Here is a 17651-nt window from a genome sequence, read left to right as displayed (position 1 = left end):
GGGCTCGCCAGCTATTCCTCGTAGGGCTCAACCTCGGTTGCGACCATAGAGTACGAAGAGGTGCCAATGTCGTTCTCGGTACGGTCGATCACCAGCTTGCCTTCGATCCAGACCGGATCGTACAGGGCCTCAAGCGTGAAACCTTCCTTGTACTTGACGTGAATGATCTGATTCGGGGGCGGTGGCGGCACATGAATACAGGCGCCGTAGTAGGGCACCAGGAAAAACTCCAGTATGCGCATATCCTCGGTCGTCTTCAGGGGCACCACGAAGCCGGGGATGCGCCCTTCCACATCGCCCATCTCCGGCACAACCCGACCGGTCATGATCTCGTCCGGCAACAGCGGCGGGCCATCGCCCTCATGCTCAATCTCTGGCATATTCTCCAGCAGCGCCAGATCCTCGGCCGGCATCAGTTCAAGCCAGTCAATCTCCCGGGTTTCTGCCCGACCTGTCGTCGGGATCAAGAGCACCAGTGCAAGCGCGGCGAGAGAGGGCAGCGCAAAGCGCAAACGCGCCGGGGCAAACATCATTGGACCACATACTCCTGATAGTGAAATTCGCAAACCGCCATCATACACCGGGCAGACAGCAACCAACATGACCAGCAAGACAGACTCAACCAGCAACAGTTCCCGGAGCACGGAAACCGCCATCGAAGTCAGCGGGCTTGGTTTTTCCTGGGACCCGGTACAGGCGCCCCTCCGTTTTCCGGATATCGCTCTGAAACGTGGTGACCATCTGTTCCTGCACGGCCCCAGCGGCAGCGGCAAAAGCACACTGCTCAGCCTTCTGGCAGGCATGCTTCGCCCGGACACTGGCTCTGTACGGATACTGGATACCGACATCCACCAATTGGGCGCCGGCGTCCGGGACCAGTTCCGGGCCGACCACATGGGGGTTATCTTCCAGCAGTTCAATCTGGTGCCTTACCTGAGCACCCGAGCCAACGTCACCCTGCCCTGCGGGCTGTCTGAACTGCGCAAAAAGCGAACCGAACCTACAGTCGCAGACGAAGCTGAAAGATTACTTGCCGCCCTGTCGATTCCCGAAGATCACTGGCAGCGGAAAGTCACCAGGCTGAGTATTGGCCAGCAACAGCGGATCGCCGCTGGCAGGGCACTGATTGGCGCCCCGGGCCTGATTCTCGCGGACGAGCCCACATCGGCACTGGATGCTGACAACCGGGACCGGTTTCTGGAACTCCTCCTGAATCTTGCCCACCGGCATAACACCTCGGTGCTGTTTGTCAGTCACGACCAGTCCCTGGCCCGCCATTTTGGTAATCAGCTGGAACTGCGGGGTGACCGGACATGAAAGCACGCCTTGCTTTGACGCTTGCAATGGCCAGCCTGTGGTACCGGAAAAAGGTACTGGCCCTGGTCTGCCTGACGCTCACCCTGAGCGTCTCCCTGTTGCTGGGCATCCAGTATCTTCGCACCGAGGTCAAACAGTCCTTCACCAGTACCATCAGCGGTACCGATCTGATCGTCGGTGCCCGCAGTGGCCAGCTGAACCTGCTGCTGTACACCGTGTTTCACATTGGCGATGCCACCAACAACGTTCGCTGGTCGACCTACCAGAGCCTGAAAGAGGATACCCGCCTCGAGTGGCTGATTCCGATTTCCCTGGGAGACAGCTACCGGGGCAATCGTGTCGTCGCCACCGACGAGAACTTTTTGCAGCACTTCCGTTACGGTCGCGACCTGCCACTTGAACTGGCTGAAGGCCAGTGGTTTGAAGGGGTCTTTGATGTTGTGTTGGGCGCTGGCGTGGCACGGTCGCTGGCGCATCAAGTGGGCGAAGAAATTGTTCTGTCCCATGGCGGTGGGCGAACCAGCTTTTCCAACCATGAAGACACGCCGTTTACCGTTACCGGCATACTGGCGCCCACCGGAACGCCAGTGGACCAGGCGGTGTACATTGGTCTGGATGGCATGGAGGCCATGCACGTGGGCTGGGAATCCGGGGTCGCGATTCCGGGCCGAACGCTCACCCGGGAACAGGCGGAAGACCGTAATTTCACACCCGATGCCATTACCGCCGCGTTTGTCGGCATCGAAAGACAGGTGCTGACTTTCCGGATACAGCGGGAAATCAACCAGTTTTCCGGTGAACCGCTATCAGCCATCCTTCCGGGAGTTGCCCTGAGCGAACTCTGGCGACTGATGGGCCAGTTTGAGAGGGCGCTGCTGGGCATTACCGGTTTTGTTGTGATTACCAGTCTTATAGGGCTGATTGCCGTTCTTCTGACCCTGCAGGCCCAGCGGGCCCATGAAATTGCCGTACTGCGGGCAACCGGTGCCTCTCCGGCACTGATCGCCTCACTGTATATCATTGAGTGTGTCGCCCTTGCCCTGGCGGCCTGTGTGCTGGCGCTGGTCATTGGCATGGCCGGCCTCTCACTGGCCAGTCCCTGGCTATTGGCCAACTATGGCCTGCAGATCGCGCTTCGCCCCCTGACTGCAACCGAGTGGGCGCTACTGGCCGCAGTTCCTGTCGCCGCCTTTATGGTGGCTTTGATACCGGCTTTCGGCACCTGGCGCCAGAGCCGCCGACTGGGATTTGGCGAGGCCGCCGATCAGTGATGCGCATCACGCAGGGAACGCAATGACAAGCCTGTAAATTGACCGACTTAGCGTCCACACTTATAGTTAGTTGCAATTACCTCAAACCACTGCTGGGCACGTCATGGAACAGTCCGAAGTACAGGCATTAGCGGACAAGCTGGACAGGCTGATTGAACGCTGTCAGAAACTTGAGCGGGACAACGCCACATTGCGGGAACTGCAGGACGACTGGAACCGGGAACGGGCCCAGCTAGTGCAGAAAAACGATCACGCGAAGCACAAGATCGAAGCCATGATCAGCCGCCTTCGGGCACTGGAGCATCACTGATGGCACAGCAATCCACCACGGTTGAGGTAAAAATCCTCGACAAGGAATATCTGGTCGCCTGTCCCGAAGAAGAGCAGGAAGCGTTGCTGCGGGCTGCCCGTCACCTGGACAGCAAAATGCGCGAAATCCGCGCCAGCGGCAAGGTTTTCGGCACAGAACGCATTGCCGTTATGGCGGCCCTGAACATCACTCACGAACTGCTCGAGCGCGACACCATGTCAGATGCCACCAGCACTCTGCTGCGTGCCATGGACAACAAACTGGACGGTGCCCTGGGCGATGGCTCCGGCCGATAATTCCGCAGAGATTCTGAGACAGGTGTTGCAATCGGCCCCGACACTGCCCGTATAATGGACTTAACTTCCTGGGCTGTTCGGGATAGTCGGATACGTCCTCGAGCCGATGCGCATTACCCAGGTGGCTACTTCAGGGCATTGTGAGCACGTCCCCGACAGGGGAAAGCCTAATATGTCACAGCGGCCACCGACCTTGAACTTTGGGTTCAAGGGCAACATCCGATAACGGCAGCCCGGGAAGCTTTATTTTGAGCCAGTTTATCGAGCCTCAACCGTTCCAGTCCCATCCGGATACCCTCTCACGCAGTGAACTTCGCAAACGCCTGCGGCAACATCGGCGCGAACTGAATTTTGAGCAACAACAACAGGCTGCCGAGTACCTCGCCCTGAACCTGCTCAAGAATCCGGACCTGCACCGAGCGCGGCACATTGCCATCTATCTGCCCAACGACGGTGAAATTGACCCCCATGTCTATCTCGACATCGCACGTCGCAAGGGCATCCGCTTCTATCTGCCGGTACTGCATCCAATTCATGAAGGCAGATTGGTTTTCAGCCCCTACTACGACGGCGTAGAACTCACCGCCAACCGGTTTGGCATCCCCGAGCCAGCGTTCAGCAGAGGCCTGCGGCGCCCGGCCTGGGCACTGGATGCGGTACTGTTTCCGTTAGTGGGTTTTGACGAACAGGGCGGAAGACTGGGAATGGGAGGCGGGTTCTACGACAGGACCTTTGCTTTCAGCCGGATACGGCCAAGACTGGCCCCGAAACTGATTGGCCTGGCCCATGATTTCCAGAAGGTCAAGAAGCTACCGATAGAGCCCTGGGATGTGCCCCTGCACAGCGTGGTAACCGATAGGCGACGTTACCGATTCAGCGGCTGATTCATGACCTGAACGGAACCAACCAGGTTGGCCGCTCGTGCGTCTTTGTCTTCCGAGGCGTGGATGGATGTGAAACCAGTAATCACAAGGCCGATGGCAAAAATCAGCACAATGGCTTTGATGATGTCAGGCTTGCCGCCCATGGCTTCAGTTCCTCAAAATGCAGTTTCGAAATTGTCGGTAAATCAGTGAGCTATTCTTCACTTCAAGAATCAGAGGAAAGATTAACACCTATCCTCATTTTTACAATTTTTGACAGATTAAAATTCAGTAAGCTTTCTCGGAGCTTACGAAACGGTTGGGGACACCCTTTCTGAAACTGTGCGGAGCCAGGGATGGCGGAGCCCAAGCAACACATGGATGTGCCGCCAGGAGCGTGTTTCAGAAAGGGTGTCCCCAACCGGTTCCCGCACTGAACTCACGAGCTAGGAGGACCGGGCGTTACCCTGCCCAAGAAACAGCTGATAGGCTTCATTATCCGTCATGTTTTCATAGCGGAAGCCGACCTTATCCAGCATTTTCTCGAAATCCTGAACCTCGTCATCTTCCACCTGAGCCCCCAGCAGAACGCGGCTGTAGGCCGCACCATGGTTGCGGTAGTGGAACATGGAGATGTTCCAGCGGGTACCCAGGGACATCAAGAACTTCAGCAGCGCCCCCGGGCGCTCCGGGAACTCAAACTGGAAGACCTTCTCGTTGGTGATGGTAGGCGCGTGACCACCCACCATGTGGCGGATGTGCTGTTTGGCCAGGTCGCTGTCGGTCAGGTCGACCACCGAGTAGCCGCTCTCCCGCAACTCCTGAACCAAGTCCTCGCGGCCGTGACCTCCTGCCGCAATCTGGATACCCACAAAAATCGTGGCATTGGTGGCATCGGCGTAGCGGTAGTTGAACTCGGTGATGCTGCGTTTGTGCAGCGCATTGATAAAGGTCTTGAAGGCACCCGGTTTCTCCGGGATGGTCACCGCCAGGATCGCCTCGCGCTTCTCGCCCACTTCCGTGCGCTCGGAAATGTAGCGCAGGCGGTCGAAGTTCATGTTGGCACCGCTCAGGGTGGCAATCAGATTTTCACCCTCAACCTTTTCCCGCTCGATGTATTTCTTGATGCCTGCCACGCCCAGGGCACCGGCCGGCTCGGCGATGGAGCGGGTGTCCTCGAAAACATCCTTGATGGCAGCGCAGATTTCGTCAGTGGACACGGTGATCACCTCGTCCACGTGATCCTTGCAGATTTCCCAGGGATACTTGCCGATCTGCTTGACCGCCACGCCGTCGGCAAAGATGCCTACCTCGTCCAGTACCACCCGTTTGCCCGCCTTCATGGCAGCCTGCAGGCAGTTGGAGTCCTCGGGCTCGACACCGATCACCTTGATTTCCGGGCGCAGGTACTTGATGTAGGCGGCCATGCCAGCAATCAGCCCGCCGCCGCCAACACAGATAAAGATCGCGTGGATCGGCTTGCTGAACTGCCACATGATCTCCATGGCCACAGTTCCCTGCCCGGCAATGACATCCGGGTCATCGTAGGGCGGGATGTAGGTATAGCCGTGCTTCTGGATCAGCTCTTGGGCATGGGCTGCGGCTTCATCGAAAGCGTCTCCTTTCAGAACCACTTTGGCACCATGATCACGGACCGAGCGTACCTTGATCTCGGGCGTGGTCTGGGGCATCACGATCACCGCCTTGATACCCAGGTTCTTGGCTGCCAGCGCCACACCCTGAGCATGATTCCCGGCGGAGGCACAGATCACGCCCTTGGCTTTCTGTTCTTCGGAAAGCTGGGCAATCCGGTTGTATGCGCCACGAATCTTGAAGGAAAACACCGGCTGAAGATCTTCACGCTTGAGCAGAATATTGTTGCCAAAGCGCTTGGACAGACTACGGGCTTCAGTCAGGGGTGTTTCGATGGCCACGTCATAGACGCGCGCATCGAGTATCTTCTTGATGTAGCGTTGCGGCATAACTGTTCCGGCTTCTGGTTGGTTTACGGTCGATGGTCGGCTGAAAAAACCAACAGTGTAGGAAGTTTGCACGGCAGCCGTCTATAAGCAGAGCTCGCTAAAGCGCTATAATGCAGAGAAACCCAACCTGATTTGCATCCGGAGCTTCCAATGAACCAGGACGAACTGAAAAAAGCCGTCGCCAAAGCCGCCATCGACTACATCGCGCCCCGCCTTGATAGCGACAGCATTATTGGCGTTGGCACCGGAAGCACGGCCAACTTTTTCATCGACATGCTCGCCGACCTGAAGACCGACTTTGATGGCGCGGTGGCCAGCTCCGAAGCCACCGCCGAGCGCCTGAAAAGCCACGGCATTCCGGTGTACGACCTCAACAGCGCCGGTGAGCTCGAGTTCTACGTGGATGGCGCCGATGAGGCCAATGAACGCCTGGAACTGATCAAGGGTGGCGGCGCTGCACTGACCCGGGAAAAGATCGTGGCTGCGGTGGCCAAAACCTTCATCTGCATTGCCGATGATTCCAAGATGGTCGGCATCCTGGGCAACTTCCCCCTGCCCGTGGAAGTCATCCCCATGGCCCGGAGCCATGTTGGCCGGGAGATTGTGAAACTGGGGGGCGACCCGGTTTACCGCGAAGGCGTTGTCACCGATAACGGCAACATCATTATCGATGTCCACAACATGGATATTTCCCAACCGATCCGGGTGGAAGAGCAGCTCAACAACATCGTGGGGGTGGTCACCAATGGCCTGTTCGCCCGCCGCCGCGCGGATCTTTTGCTATTGGGAACCAAAGACGGCGTAAAGAGCATCTCGAGCGAAGGCGCCTGACGGCCTCCCTGTCGCTCCTTGACTGTCGAAGCTGGCCTTTCGGGCCAGCTTTTTTATTGCCTGGCGCACCGACAACCAAGCGCTTGCTTGGTATCGATATTTGGGCGACACTGCTCTGCATTGATTGCGATCAGAGGGAGCGTCACCGTGTCCGATTATTTCAACGAAACCCACCAGCAGGTCCGCGCGACCGCCCGCAAATTCATCGAAACTCACGTACTGCCGCACATCGACGACTGGGAAGAAGCGGGTGAATTTCCCCGGGATCTATACAAGAAGGCCGGGGATGCAGGTTTGTTGGGCATTGGTTTTCCCGAAGCATTGGGCGGCATCGGAGAGGGGGACATCTTTCTGAAAGTGGCTGTCTCCGAGGAACTGATGCGCTCCACCTCCGGCGGCCTGGTGGCAGGCCTCGGTTCCCTGGATATCGGACTGCCACCAGTCGCCAAATGGGCAAAGAAGGAAATCCGGGAACAGATCGTGCCACCGGTTCTGCGGGGCGAAAAGATCGCCGCCCTCGCGGTCACCGAACCCGGCGGTGGTTCCGACGTCGCCAACCTGAAAACCCGGGCAGTCCGGGACGGCGACCATTACATCGTCAACGGCAGCAAGACGTTCATCACCAGCGGCATGCGCGCTGACCACTATACTGTAGCCGTGCGCACCGGTGGCGAGGGCCACGGCGGCATCAGCCTGTTGCTGATCGACCGGGACATGCCCGGTTTCTCCACCGGCAAGAAACTGCGAAAAATGGGCTGGTGGGCCAGCGACACCGCCGAGCTGTTTTTCGAGGATTGCCGTGTTCCGGCAGACCGACTGATCGGCGCCGAAAACGCCGGCTTCATCGCCATCATGAGCAACTTCCTGTTCGAGCGTCTCAGCCTGGCCATCATGGCCTACATGACCGCTCAACTCGCCTACGAGGCTGCCCTGGAATACACCCAACAACGCAAGGCGTTCGGCCGCAACATTGCCGGCTTCCAGGTGACCCGCCACAAGCTGGTGGATATGGCCACCCAGATCGACGTGGCCCGGGAATACACCTACCGCTGTGCCGCCCTGATGCAGGCCGGCAAGAACCCCATCAAGGAAGTGGCCATGGCCAAGAACTTCTCGGTGGATGTCTGCGAAAAAGTCACCCGGGAAGCGGTGCAGCTGTTCGGTGGCATGGGGTACATGCGGGAAACCGTGGTCGAGCGCCTCTATCGGGACGCCAAGATTCTCTCTATTGGCGGCGGCACCACCGAAATCATGAAAGAGCTCATTGCCAAGCAGATCAAGCTTTGAGCCTTGGGTTCCGCATTAGCACTCTTGTCCTGACCCAGCCTGCCGGGTTTTGGTGGGGGGCCATGTCAGTAGCTTTTCCAAAACACGCTACAAGCACATCCCTGTGCGCTTGTTTCGGGCCATCCTTGGCCCTCTACAGTTTTGGAAAAGCTACTGACACGGCCCTCGCAACATTTGTGCGATCCTCCCATCGCTAACCGCAAAACTTTTTCGTTTACGGTCGGCATTATCGAGAGTTCCGGGCGGGTATCTGGCAGGGCTTTCCGAAAACGTGGAGCGCCAGGGATGGCGCGACCGAGCCCTACATGGACGTATTCACGGGCGTTTTTCGGAAAGCCCTGCCAGATAGCCGCTTGCACCCAACTCAACGACCAAGGTTTAGTTTCGAACTGCAGGATACTCCCGTATAATTGCGCCCACTTTTTAACCGCAGTCAAACGTACCTTTAACGTACCAGGAAGGATCGCACATGCAATTCGACAACATCCCCGCAGGCAAGAACCCGCCTGAAGACATCTACGTTGCCATCGAAATCCCGGCCAACAGTTCCCCGGTGAAGTACGAACTGGACAAAGACATGGGCGCCCTGCTGGTAGACCGTTTCATGGCGACCCCCATGTTCTACCCGGCCAACTATGGTTTCATCCCGCACACCCTGGCCGACGACGGTGACCCCCTGGACGTGCTGGTTGTAACCCCCTACCCGATCCAGGCCGGTTCCGTGATTCGATGCCGCCCGGTGGGTGTGCTGAACATGGAAGACGAAGCCGGTGGCGACGCCAAGCTGGTTGCAGTTCCCCATGACAAGCTGACCACCACCTACCACGATGTCAAGGAAATCGACGATCTGCCCGAGCTGCTGCGCGACCAGATCAAGCATTTCTTCGAGAACTACAAGACCCTTGAGCCAGGCAAGTGGGTGAAGGTGCAAGGCTGGGACAACGCCGCTGCCGCTAAGAAAGCCATCGTGGATTCCGTGAACGCCTACAAAGGCTGAGCCGGGCTCTTCTTGGTTTGATGGCATAAAAAAACCGGGCTTCGCGCCCGGTTTTTTGTTTCTGGATAAACCCTGGCTGGCATCAGCCCCTGGACAGCAGATCCCGCATATCACTGATCGCAGAATTGGCCCGGGAAAGGTATGCAGCCATCGTAAGCGAGTGGTTGGCCAGCACGCCAAAGCCACTGCCATTCAAAATGACCGGGCTCCACATTTCACCCTGGGCACCCTCCAGCTCGATGATTACCTGCCGGACACTGGCCATGGCATTCTTGTCCTGGAGCACTTTCCGGAAATCCACTTCAATTGCCCGGAAAATGTGCAGAAGCGCCCAGGCACTTCCGCGAGCCTCGTAAAACACGTCGTCAATTTTGGTCCAGGGCGTTTTCACATCTTCTCCGGTCGCTTCCTCAGCAAGAGGATCACCGGAGTTCATGGTGATCACCGAGTCTGATACCGAGGCCTTGCCAACGCTCTCACCAAGAGTACGGGACAGACTTCCGAGGCGAGTCTCCAGATCCGCCAGCCAGTTGCTCAGGTTATCGGCGCGGGCGAAGAACTGGGCGTCGGCCTGGTCCGGGCTCGACAGCCGATCAAGGTAACGTTTGAGAGCGGTGATGCCCCGACGGTACTCAGCCTCGGTAGACGGAATTGCCCAGCTTTCACTATCAAAGTGGAACTGGGGCTCTGCGATGGTCAAATCTGTATCTTCCGCGGATTGGCTCTGGGACCGGCTGATGTCTTTGCGCATGGCACGAGACAGGTCACGGAGCTGGACCAGCACGCCATATTCCCAGTTGGGCATGTTATCCAGCCACAGTCCCGGCGGGAAAATATCGTTGGAGATGTAGCCACCGGGCTTGTCCAGCAGGGTTTCTGCAATTCTGATCATGGTAACGGTTGTGGCGAACCCGGTAATGGGCTCTCTCTCCATGGAATTGGCAACCGAGCGGGTGTGTTCGCGCACCGAGAAGGTGTCCGGCTCGCTGCTCCAGATCATGCCAAGCACCAACGCCACCAGCAGGTAGACCACAACCAACGCCAGAATCAGTTTACCGATTACACCGCTACCACCAGCATAATCCTGAACATCGTCTTTTTTGTCCTTGAAGTACTGTCTGATTTTGCCTGGCATATGACTTTTAATCCCCTGTCTGTTGGTTGTCAGCGGCAAACGGCCGACCAAGATGGTAACCCATGGCTCCGTCGATACCCAGTTTACAGAGTACCGAGTATTCCGCGGCAGTTTCCACTCCTGTGGCGAACACTTTCACGCCACGGCTGTGTGCGATTGCCACCACGGATTCGATATAGAAGCGGTTATCTTCGTGGGTGTCGATATCGTGAATGAAACTGTTATCGATACGCAGCCCCTGAAACCTCAGATTTCTCAGGTAACTGAATGGCACGCCTCCAACGCCGAAGCGGTCGACCAGGACCGGTACCCCAAGACGGCCCAGCGACCTGACCAGAAGCCCCACGGCCGTCCGATGATGGTGAATAGCCTGTTCTGAGATACCGATCCAGAGATTCCGTGCCAGTGAACCGGACTGCTGCAGTTGCTCAAGCAAGTCCGTACGGAAGGTCTCGCTGGCGACGGACGCATTGCCGAGCGAGACGGCCAGTGGCTGGTCCGGCAAATCCTTCAAACGATCAAGTACCCGCTGAACCAGCAGGCGATCAATATCGGAAATCAGCCCGAAGCGCTCGGCCATTGGCACAAAGGTGCCTGCCCTCAAAGCGCCTTCGGCGGAATCAATGCGGGAGAAAACCTGATGGTAAACCGGCATGAGCCGGCCCTCGTTGACCATGGGCTGGAGCCACAACGACAGTGTCTGCTGGCGGATCGCCTGGCTGATAATCACCCGCCAGGTTTCCAGATTGTGATGGCCATCCTTCTCGGGATCGGCCAGGTGACAGCCCGCGCCGTTGCCGCTCTGGGCGGTCCGCAGCGCCTCATCCGCAGCCGCCATGAGATCGCGGGCACCACGGCCTTCCAGCGTTCGGGCCATCCCGGCATGTACGGCAGTATCCATGGGTGAGGCAAGATCCGAATACACTCCGTCGAGGTCATTCACCAGTTGCCGACACCAGACTCCGGCGTCTGCCGGCATCACGCCGGGAAGGAAAACGGCAAACTCGGCACCGGTCCTGCGCCCTGCAAAGGACCCGGCATGCTGCATGACGAAATCAGCAATCACCGTCGCTATCCGCAGCAGCAGCCGGTCCGCTTCGCTCCGGCCATAAGCCTGGTTATAACCGGAAAAATCCGCCAGCTGAATCAGCATGAGAATCCCGGGCGCGGCCTTTTCCTCGGATTCCACTTCCACTTTCAGACGCTGGTCGAAGGCACTCCGGCTGGCCAGCCCGGTGACCGAATCCTCGTTATTGACCCGCCGCAGGTGCTGAATGAGTTTGGCCTGCCCCTCGAAAAGCTGGCCCAAATCATCCGCCATCTGGTTCATGGCGTCGGTCACCTGGTTGATTTCACGGGTCGACTTGATGGAAACCCGCTTCCTGAAATCCCTCTGGCCGAGTGCCTTTGCCTGATCCTCAAGGGCGTGCAGCGGGCGCAGGGTGCGACGAAGCAGGAGGAAAACTGCAAATAGCCCGATACCCCCGATGACAGCCGTACTGGCAGTCAGACCGATGGTGATTCGCCACAGATCTTCGTACGCTCGACCGGGGTGGCTGATTACCTGAACAGTGCCTAGGCGGCTCCAGCCGCGGACCACTTCTGCCTCGGCTACCGGCAGGGGAAGATCCGCAAAAGAACGGAACCAGGAGGGTACAGCCACCTCACTGAGAGTCATGGCGCGCCCTGCAATCTGGTCGCCCTGATGATTCAGGTAGCTGACTGAGAGGTATCGCCCACTGTCGAACACCGCGTCAATCAGTGAGGCCGAGGCAACCGGGTCACGGCCGTCAATGGCGTTGGAAAGGGACAAACCTATGGCCGTTGCCCCGTCACGGGCATGACCGGCCAACTGGTCCGAGACATAATCCCGGAAATACCCGTAGCTGGTAATGAAAACAGCCCCCAGCAGGGTTACGAGCAAACTTCCAGTCAACACCAGAAGCATCGTTCGCAGGGTTACCACGCCCTGCTGCTTGCGCTTTATGGGGATTTGCTTCCGTGCCATGGGGAGCTTCTCCGGATTGGCTGTGAGCCAGCCGGCCAGGTGATTGTGACCTGCACCGCAGAGTTGACAAACATTTACATAGCGCAACCTACGCCGACAACATTAAACACTATAGACTCTGCAAAAGGACTAAGGTTGAAAAATCGTCCGCACCGGGGAAGGACGACCAATAACGAAAAAGAGACAGGCCCGAGCAACATGAACGACGAAAGCCAGAAAGAAAAACTCAGGCAGCATTTCGCACGCCGTGTAACAACCCAGGCCCGGGTTGTTCTCGACACCTGGCAGAAAATTCACGAAGACCGGGACAAGGCCGCTGCCCACCGCAACGAGTTTGCTGCCGCCGCCGATAAGCTGGTGCGTTACGCCCAGCGGTTCGAAATGGACAGCCACGCCAGGGCCGGGCAGACCACGCTGGAACTGATCAAACAGTGGGAACCTGGTTCGGCACTGGACGACACCCTTGAGCGACAGCTGCAGGATGCCATCGAGACTCTATCCCAGAGCACCCTGCGCAGGACCGACCTCAACAGTTCCGAGTCGCCCCACCAGTTCCGCCGCACCCCGGTCTACATCGCTCTGGCCAACCAGGAAATGGCAAGCCGCCTGATCCGGCAACTGGAGTTTTTCGGCTTCCGGGCCTCGGCCTTTGCCAACGCCGATGAACTCACCGAAGCCTGCGCTCTCCATAAACCCGAAACCATCCTGGTGGACGTCAATTTTGGCGGTTCGGCCAACGCCGGCATTACCACCATCGAGCACCTGCAGGAACGCCACGACACGCCCATCCCCATTATCTTCATGAGCGACGAGGACGGCTCCATCGAAACCCGACTGCAGGCCTCACGTTGTGGCGGGGAAGAGTTCTTCTATCCTGCCGTCGACCCCGGCCAACTGATCGAAAAGATCGAAACCTACACCCACGGCAACACCGTGGAGCCCTACAAGGTTCTGGTTCTGGACGACTCCCGGGCCCAGGCCAAGTACATGGAAACGGTGTTGAAAAAGGCAGGCATGACTGCCCACATCATCACCGACCCGATGCAGATTATCCACGCCCTGGAGGAGTTCTCTCCGGAGATCATCATCCTGGATATGTATATGCCCGGCTGCACCGGCATGGAAATCGCCCGGGTGATCCGCCAGCAGGATCGCTTCCACAGCGTGCCCATTATTTACCTGTCGGCCGAAGAAGACGTCAGCAAACAGCTCCATGCCATGAGCCTCGGGGGCGACGACTTCCTGACCAAACCAATCGACCCGAAACACCTGATAGCCACTATCCACAACCGTGGGCGCCGGGCCCGCTCCCTGCTGGCGCTGATGATCCGTGACAGCCTGACTGGCCTGTTCAATCACACCCATACGCTACACCTGCTGGACCAGGAGATTGTGCGGGCTCGCCAGAAAGACCAGCCGATGTGCTTTGCAATGATCGACATCGACTACTTCAAGAAGGTGAACGACACCTTTGGCCACCCGATTGGTGACCGTGTATTACGAAGCCTGTCGATGTTCCTCAAGCAGCGCCTGCGCAAGACCGATCACATTGGCCGATACGGCGGAGAGGAATTTGCCATCATCCTGCCCAATACTCGCCCGAGCGATGCCCGGAACGTACTGAACGAAATCCGGGAGCGTTTCTCCGAGCTGCAACAGCCGGCCGGCGACCGGGAATTCAACGTCACCTTCAGTTGCGGCATCGCAGCCTGGAATGACGACACCTCCCAGGCATTGTGCGAACGGGCGGACCGGGCGCTCTACAGTTCCAAGGAACTTGGCCGCAACTGCGTGACTCTGGCGGATTCCTGATGCCGGGCCGTCCCGGCCCGCATCCATCTGCGCAAAACTCTCACGACAATTTTCGGTCGGGCATGGCTCAGTCACTGCCCGGCTGCTACCTTTTATGAAACCAACGTCGTATAGAAGTTCGTTCCGCCGTTCACGACAATGATTGTCATCAGCGGAAAGATCCCTTTTCGATTCATTTGCCGTCTTTTTACGACCAATGGACAACAGGGACGATTGTCAAAAAGTGTTGATCTGAACAAAACAAGCACGCACCATTGGGGGAACATGCCGTTAAGTTCGGCGATCCTGTAAAAAGACACCAAGGCAGACAGCACCATGTCGACAATTCTCGTACTCCATGGACCCAACCTCAACATGCTCGGCACCCGCGAGCCGGAGGTCTATGGCTACGAGACTCTGGCGGATATCGACGACCGGCTGCGTTCACAGGCGGCAGAGCGCGGGCACCATCTGCTCCACCTGCAATCAAACGCCGAATACGAACTGATTGAACGGGTTCACGAGGCCCGGGCGGAAGGCGTGGATTTCATCATCATCAATCCAGCCGCATTCACCCACACCAGCGTTGCCCTGAGGGATGCCATGCTGGCTTCGGGAATTCCTTTTATTGAAGTGCATCTTTCCAACGTGCATGCACGGGAACCGTTCCGGCATCACTCCTATTTCTCGGATATCGCCGAAGGCGTTATCTGTGGGCTGGGCAGCCAGGGGTACGACCTCGCACTCCAGGCGGCCCTGAAACGCATTCACCGATAGACCTGACAAAACGGGACTGGACTGACTATGGATATTCGTAAAATCAAGAAACTGATCGAGCTGCTCGAGGAATCTGACGTCGAGGAGCTGGAGATTCACGAAGCGGACGATTCGGTGCGTATCTCCCGCCGCCGTGAGCCGGCCGCCGGAACCCAGTACGTGAGTCATTACCCGGCCCCGGCACCCCAGGCCGCTGCGCCTTCCGCCCCAGCTCCGGCTGCGGAAGAATCCTCCGCACCTGCCGCCCCGACCGGCCATACCCTGAAATCCCCGATGGTAGGCACGTTCTATCGCTCCCCATCGCCCACTGCCAAGGCGTTCGTGGAAGTCGGCCAGACCGTCAATGTCGGTGATGTAGTCTGCATCGTGGAAGCCATGAAGATGATGAACCAGATTGAGGCAGACAAAAGCGGAACCATCACGGAGATTCTGGTCGAGAACGGCCAGCCGGTTGAGTTTGACCAGCCCCTGGTCGCCATTTCCTGAACGGGGTAATAGTTACTCATGGCCATGTTAGAGAAAGTACTGATCGCGAACCGGGGTGAAATTGCCCTCCGGATTCTGCGCGCCTGCAAGGAACTGGGCATCAAGACCGTGGCAGTGCACTCCCAGGTCGACCGTGATCTGATGCATGTACGCCTAGCTGACGAGTCGGTCTGTATTGGCCCGAACAGTGCCACCGACAGCTACCTGAATATCCCGACCATTATCAGTGCTGCGGAAGTCACTGATTCCGTCGGTATCCATCCCGGCTACGGCTTTCTTGCCGAAAACGCCGATTTCGCCGAGCAGGTTGAGAAAAGCGGGTTCCGCTTCATCGGACCAAAGGCCGACACCATCCGCCTGATGGGCAACAAGGTGTCGGCCATCAATGCCATGATCAAGGCCGGTGTTCCAACCGTGCCGGGATCGGATGGCCCGCTGGATGACGACGAGGAACGGACCCTGCGGATTGCCCGGGAAATCGGCTACCCGGTCATGATCAAGGCGGCTTCCGGCGGCGGTGGTCGTGGGATGCAAGTGGTTCACTCGGAGGCTGCACTGCTGAAAGGTGTTCAGATCACCCAGAGTGAAGCCAAGAACGCCTTCGGCGACCCGACCGTATACCTGGAAAAATTCCTGGAAACCCCGCGACACGTGGAAGTCCAGGTTCTTGCTGACATGCACGGCAACTGCATTCATCTGGGCGACCGCGACTGCTCCATGCAGCGCCGGAACCAAAAAGTCATCGAAGAGGCCCCTGCCCCGAACATCAACCCGGAATCCCGGGAGCGCACCCTCAAGGCATGTACCGATGCCTGCAAGGAAATCGGTTATGTGGGCGCAGGCACCTTCGAGTTCCTGTACCAGGACGGCGAGTTCTATTTCATCGAAATGAACACCCGGGTCCAGGTTGAACATCCGGTGTCCGAAATGGTGACCGGCGTGGATATTGTCCGCGAACAACTGCGCATCGCCAGCGGCCTGCCACTGCAGTACACCCAGGATGACATACGCATTTCAGGCCACGCCATGGAATGCCGGATCAACGCGGAAGACCCGAAAACCTTCGTTCCCAGCCCGGGCAAGGTTTCCCATTACCACGCCCCCGGCGGCAATGGCGTCCGCGTCGATTCCCACCTTTACAGCGGTTACACGGTTCCACCCTTCTACGATTCGCTGGTGGCCAAGCTGATCACCTGGGGCGATGACCGCGAGATCGCACGACGGCGCATGAAGAATGCGCTGGACGAACTGGTGGTCGAGGGCATCAAGACCAACCAGCCTCTGCATCGGAAACTGGTACGCGATGGTGGCTTTAAACAGGTAGACTTCACCATCCACTACCTTGAGAAACTGATGCGGGATTAATCATGCCCTGGATACAACTCCAGATCCCGGCTGATCCGGACAACGCGGATCAGCTTGAGGATCTGCTCATGGAGATGGGCTCTGACGCCGTCTCCATGGAAGATGCCGCCGACCAACCTCTCTATGAGCCGGATCCCGGCACCACCCCTTTATGGAGCCAGACAACCGTGACCGGCCTGTTCGATTCCGGCCGGGATATCGAGCAGCTCTGCGCCGATATCCGGGATGCCTGGCACCAGCAAACCCAGCAGGCCCTTCCGGAAATCGACGTCACTCTGGTTGAGGACAAGGATTGGGAACGGGCCTGGATGGACGATTTCCAGCCCCTGAAATTCGGCGAGCGGCTCTGGATCGTCCCGAGCTGGCATGACGCACCTGACCCGGATGCGGCGAATCTGATGCTGGACCCCGGTCTGGCCTTCGGTACCGGCACCCATCCAACGACCGCCCTCTGCCTCGAATGGCTTGATGGCCAGGATCCCCATGGCAAGCAGGTGATCGATTACGGCTGTGGCTCCGGCATTCTCGGCCTTGCGGCCCTGCTCCTTGGCGCAGACCATGTGATTGGTGTCGATACCGATCCGCAGGCCCTCGAAGCCAGCCGGGAAAACGCCCGCCGCAACGGTGTCGAAGACAGCAAGCTGGACCTGTTCCTGCCAGACAACGAGCCCGAAACCAAAGCCGACATCATGCTTGCCAACATCTTGGCCCAGCCCCTGATCGGCCTTGCGCCCCATCTTGCATCGCGGACCAGGCCCGGCGGCGATCTGGTGCTGTCCGGCATCCTGTCTAACCAGGCCCGGGAAGTAATGGCCGCCTATGAGCCATGGTTCGTCATGGACGAGCCCGAGCAGCGGGAAGAGTGGATACGCCTCACAGGACGGCGCCACGACAGATGACGAAACCGGTCTTAACGACTAAACTCCGACACTCGT

General features: G+C 58.1%; 18 protein-coding genes and 1 other RNA gene. 14 read left to right on the top strand and 5 right to left on the bottom strand.

Annotated features, from left to right (window positions below; genetic code table 11):
* Window positions 1–11 precede the first annotated feature (11 nt).
* Window positions 12–533, bottom strand: a complete 522-nt coding sequence (locus tag A8B84_RS14875; RefSeq protein WP_138103175.1) for a DUF3299 domain-containing protein — start codon at window positions 531–533, stop codon at window positions 12–14.
* Between the two features lie 67 nt (window positions 534–600).
* Here A8B84_RS14875 and A8B84_RS14870 point away from each other — a divergent pair, with 67 nt between their 5' ends.
* From A8B84_RS14870 to A8B84_RS14845, 6 genes are all read left to right on the top strand, one after another.
* Window positions 601–1317, top strand: coding sequence for an ABC transporter ATP-binding protein (locus A8B84_RS14870; protein ID WP_064229899.1), 717 nt, complete (start codon window positions 601–603; stop codon window positions 1315–1317).
* A complete protein-coding gene (locus tag A8B84_RS14865) occupies window positions 1314–2588 on the top strand; it encodes an ABC transporter permease (RefSeq protein WP_064229898.1) in 1275 nt (424 codons plus the stop codon). Before A8B84_RS14870 ends, A8B84_RS14865 begins: the two co-directional genes overlap by 4 nt.
* Window positions 2589–2691: 103 nt before the next feature.
* Entirely contained in the window at window positions 2692–2898 is a 207-nt protein-coding gene (locus A8B84_RS14860; RefSeq protein WP_008170964.1) for a TIGR02449 family protein, read from the top strand.
* Window positions 2898–3194, top strand: coding sequence for a cell division protein ZapA (locus A8B84_RS14855; protein WP_064229897.1), 297 nt, complete (start codon window positions 2898–2900; stop codon window positions 3192–3194). Before A8B84_RS14860 ends, A8B84_RS14855 begins: the two co-directional genes overlap by 1 nt.
* Before the next feature lie 62 nt (window positions 3195–3256).
* Window positions 3257–3438: non-coding RNA, 6S RNA (gene ssrS, locus A8B84_RS14850), on the top strand.
* Between the two features lie 4 nt (window positions 3439–3442).
* A complete protein-coding gene (locus A8B84_RS14845) occupies window positions 3443–4078 on the top strand; it encodes a 5-formyltetrahydrofolate cyclo-ligase (RefSeq protein WP_064229896.1) in 636 nt (211 codons plus the stop codon).
* Here A8B84_RS14845 and A8B84_RS21675 read toward each other — a convergent pair.
* The gene (locus A8B84_RS21675) at window positions 4060–4221 is read right to left on the bottom strand and encodes a hypothetical protein (protein WP_008170953.1); all 162 of its coding nucleotides are present in this window, start codon (window positions 4219–4221) and stop codon (window positions 4060–4062) included. The two genes, A8B84_RS14845 and A8B84_RS21675, sit on opposite strands and share 19 nt — an antisense overlap.
* A gap of 282 nt (window positions 4222–4503) precedes the next feature.
* Entirely contained in the window at window positions 4504–6039 is a 1536-nt protein-coding gene (gene ilvA / locus A8B84_RS14840; RefSeq protein WP_064229895.1) for a threonine ammonia-lyase, biosynthetic, read from the bottom strand.
* A 150-nt stretch (window positions 6040–6189) separates the two neighbouring features.
* Between ilvA and rpiA the strand changes: the two genes are divergently transcribed.
* The 3 genes from rpiA (at window position 6190) to ppa (ending at window position 9154) form a co-directional block, all read left to right on the top strand.
* Window positions 6190–6870: a ribose-5-phosphate isomerase RpiA gene (rpiA, locus tag A8B84_RS14835; RefSeq protein WP_064229894.1), complete on the top strand. Its 681-nt coding sequence runs from the start codon at window positions 6190–6192 to the stop codon at window positions 6868–6870.
* Window positions 6871–7017: 147 nt separating this feature from the next.
* Window positions 7018–8157, top strand: a complete 1140-nt coding sequence (locus tag A8B84_RS14830; protein ID WP_064229893.1) for an acyl-CoA dehydrogenase family protein — start codon at window positions 7018–7020, stop codon at window positions 8155–8157.
* A gap of 469 nt (window positions 8158–8626) precedes the next feature.
* Window positions 8627–9154 carry an inorganic diphosphatase gene (gene ppa, locus A8B84_RS14825; RefSeq protein WP_064229892.1) on the top strand — a complete coding sequence of 176 codons (528 nt, stop codon included), beginning with the start codon at window positions 8627–8629 and terminating at the stop codon, window positions 9152–9154.
* 82 nt (window positions 9155–9236) lie between these two features.
* On the opposite strand, the gene A8B84_RS14820 is transcribed toward ppa, so the two are convergent.
* Both A8B84_RS14820 and A8B84_RS14815 read right to left on the bottom strand, forming a co-directional pair.
* Window positions 9237–10289: a DUF2333 family protein gene (locus A8B84_RS14820; RefSeq protein WP_064229891.1), complete on the bottom strand. Its 1053-nt coding sequence runs from the start codon at window positions 10287–10289 to the stop codon at window positions 9237–9239.
* Between the two features lie 7 nt (window positions 10290–10296).
* Window positions 10297–12297 carry an EAL domain-containing protein gene (locus A8B84_RS14815; protein ID WP_064229890.1) on the bottom strand — a complete coding sequence of 667 codons (2001 nt, stop codon included), beginning with the start codon at window positions 12295–12297 and terminating at the stop codon, window positions 10297–10299.
* A gap of 198 nt (window positions 12298–12495) precedes the next feature.
* On the opposite strand from A8B84_RS14815, the gene A8B84_RS14810 reads away from it, so the two are divergent.
* The 5 genes from A8B84_RS14810 to prmA all read left to right on the top strand — a co-directional run bounded on the left by A8B84_RS14810 (window position 12496) and on the right by prmA (window position 17615).
* A complete protein-coding gene (locus A8B84_RS14810) occupies window positions 12496–14109 on the top strand; it encodes a diguanylate cyclase (RefSeq protein ID WP_064229889.1) in 1614 nt (537 codons plus the stop codon).
* Between the two features lie 315 nt (window positions 14110–14424).
* On the top strand, window positions 14425–14865 hold the full coding sequence (gene aroQ / locus A8B84_RS14805) for a type II 3-dehydroquinate dehydratase (RefSeq protein WP_064229888.1): 441 nt from the start codon (window positions 14425–14427) through the stop codon (window positions 14863–14865).
* A gap of 27 nt (window positions 14866–14892) precedes the next feature.
* Window positions 14893–15351: an acetyl-CoA carboxylase biotin carboxyl carrier protein gene (accB, locus tag A8B84_RS14800; RefSeq protein WP_064229887.1), complete on the top strand. Its 459-nt coding sequence runs from the start codon at window positions 14893–14895 to the stop codon at window positions 15349–15351.
* 18 nt (window positions 15352–15369) lie between these two features.
* Window positions 15370–16716 (top strand): acetyl-CoA carboxylase biotin carboxylase subunit, encoded by a 1347-nt coding sequence (gene accC, locus A8B84_RS14795; RefSeq protein WP_064229886.1) that lies wholly within the window; start codon window positions 15370–15372, stop codon window positions 16714–16716.
* 2 nt (window positions 16717–16718) lie between these two features.
* Window positions 16719–17615, top strand: coding sequence for a 50S ribosomal protein L11 methyltransferase (prmA, locus tag A8B84_RS14790; protein ID WP_008170937.1), 897 nt, complete (start codon window positions 16719–16721; stop codon window positions 17613–17615).
* The last annotated feature ends 36 nt before the right edge of the window (window positions 17616–17651 follow it).

It is taken from the genome of Marinobacter sp. EhC06, assembly GCF_001650915.1.
Lineage (GTDB): Bacteria > Pseudomonadota > Gammaproteobacteria > Pseudomonadales > Oleiphilaceae > Marinobacter.
This window is presented reverse-complemented; position numbering and strand designations above follow the sequence as displayed.

What these genes read in the sequence shown, in the direction of transcription:
- A8B84_RS14855 (WP_064229897.1), top strand. Translation starts at nt 2,898, where the DNA reads ATGGCACAGCAATCCACCACGGTTGAGGTAAAAATCCTCGACAAGGAA.
- A8B84_RS14875 (WP_138103175.1), bottom strand. Translation starts at nt 533, where the DNA reads ATGATGTTTGCCCCGGCGCGTTTGCGCTTTGCGCTGCCCTCTCTCGCC.
- prmA (WP_008170937.1), top strand. Translation starts at nt 16,719, where the DNA reads ATGCCCTGGATACAACTCCAGATCCCGGCTGATCCGGACAACGCGGAT.
- rpiA (WP_064229894.1), top strand. Translation starts at nt 6,190, where the DNA reads ATGAACCAGGACGAACTGAAAAAAGCCGTCGCCAAAGCCGCCATCGAC.
- A8B84_RS14870 (WP_064229899.1), top strand. Translation starts at nt 601, where the DNA reads ATGACCAGCAAGACAGACTCAACCAGCAACAGTTCCCGGAGCACGGAA.
- A8B84_RS14865 (WP_064229898.1), top strand. Translation starts at nt 1,314, where the DNA reads ATGAAAGCACGCCTTGCTTTGACGCTTGCAATGGCCAGCCTGTGGTAC.
- A8B84_RS14860 (WP_008170964.1), top strand. Translation starts at nt 2,692, where the DNA reads ATGGAACAGTCCGAAGTACAGGCATTAGCGGACAAGCTGGACAGGCTG.
- A8B84_RS14810 (WP_064229889.1), top strand. Translation starts at nt 12,496, where the DNA reads ATGAACGACGAAAGCCAGAAAGAAAAACTCAGGCAGCATTTCGCACGC.
- accC (WP_064229886.1), top strand. Translation starts at nt 15,370, where the DNA reads ATGGCCATGTTAGAGAAAGTACTGATCGCGAACCGGGGTGAAATTGCC.
- ppa (WP_064229892.1), top strand. Translation starts at nt 8,627, where the DNA reads ATGCAATTCGACAACATCCCCGCAGGCAAGAACCCGCCTGAAGACATC.
- aroQ (WP_064229888.1), top strand. Translation starts at nt 14,425, where the DNA reads ATGTCGACAATTCTCGTACTCCATGGACCCAACCTCAACATGCTCGGC.
- A8B84_RS14820 (WP_064229891.1), bottom strand. Translation starts at nt 10,289, where the DNA reads ATGCCAGGCAAAATCAGACAGTACTTCAAGGACAAAAAAGACGATGTT.
- ilvA (WP_064229895.1), bottom strand. Translation starts at nt 6,039, where the DNA reads ATGCCGCAACGCTACATCAAGAAGATACTCGATGCGCGCGTCTATGAC.
- A8B84_RS21675 (WP_008170953.1), bottom strand. Translation starts at nt 4,221, where the DNA reads ATGGGCGGCAAGCCTGACATCATCAAAGCCATTGTGCTGATTTTTGCC.
- A8B84_RS14815 (WP_064229890.1), bottom strand. Translation starts at nt 12,297, where the DNA reads ATGGCACGGAAGCAAATCCCCATAAAGCGCAAGCAGCAGGGCGTGGTA.
- accB (WP_064229887.1), top strand. Translation starts at nt 14,893, where the DNA reads ATGGATATTCGTAAAATCAAGAAACTGATCGAGCTGCTCGAGGAATCT.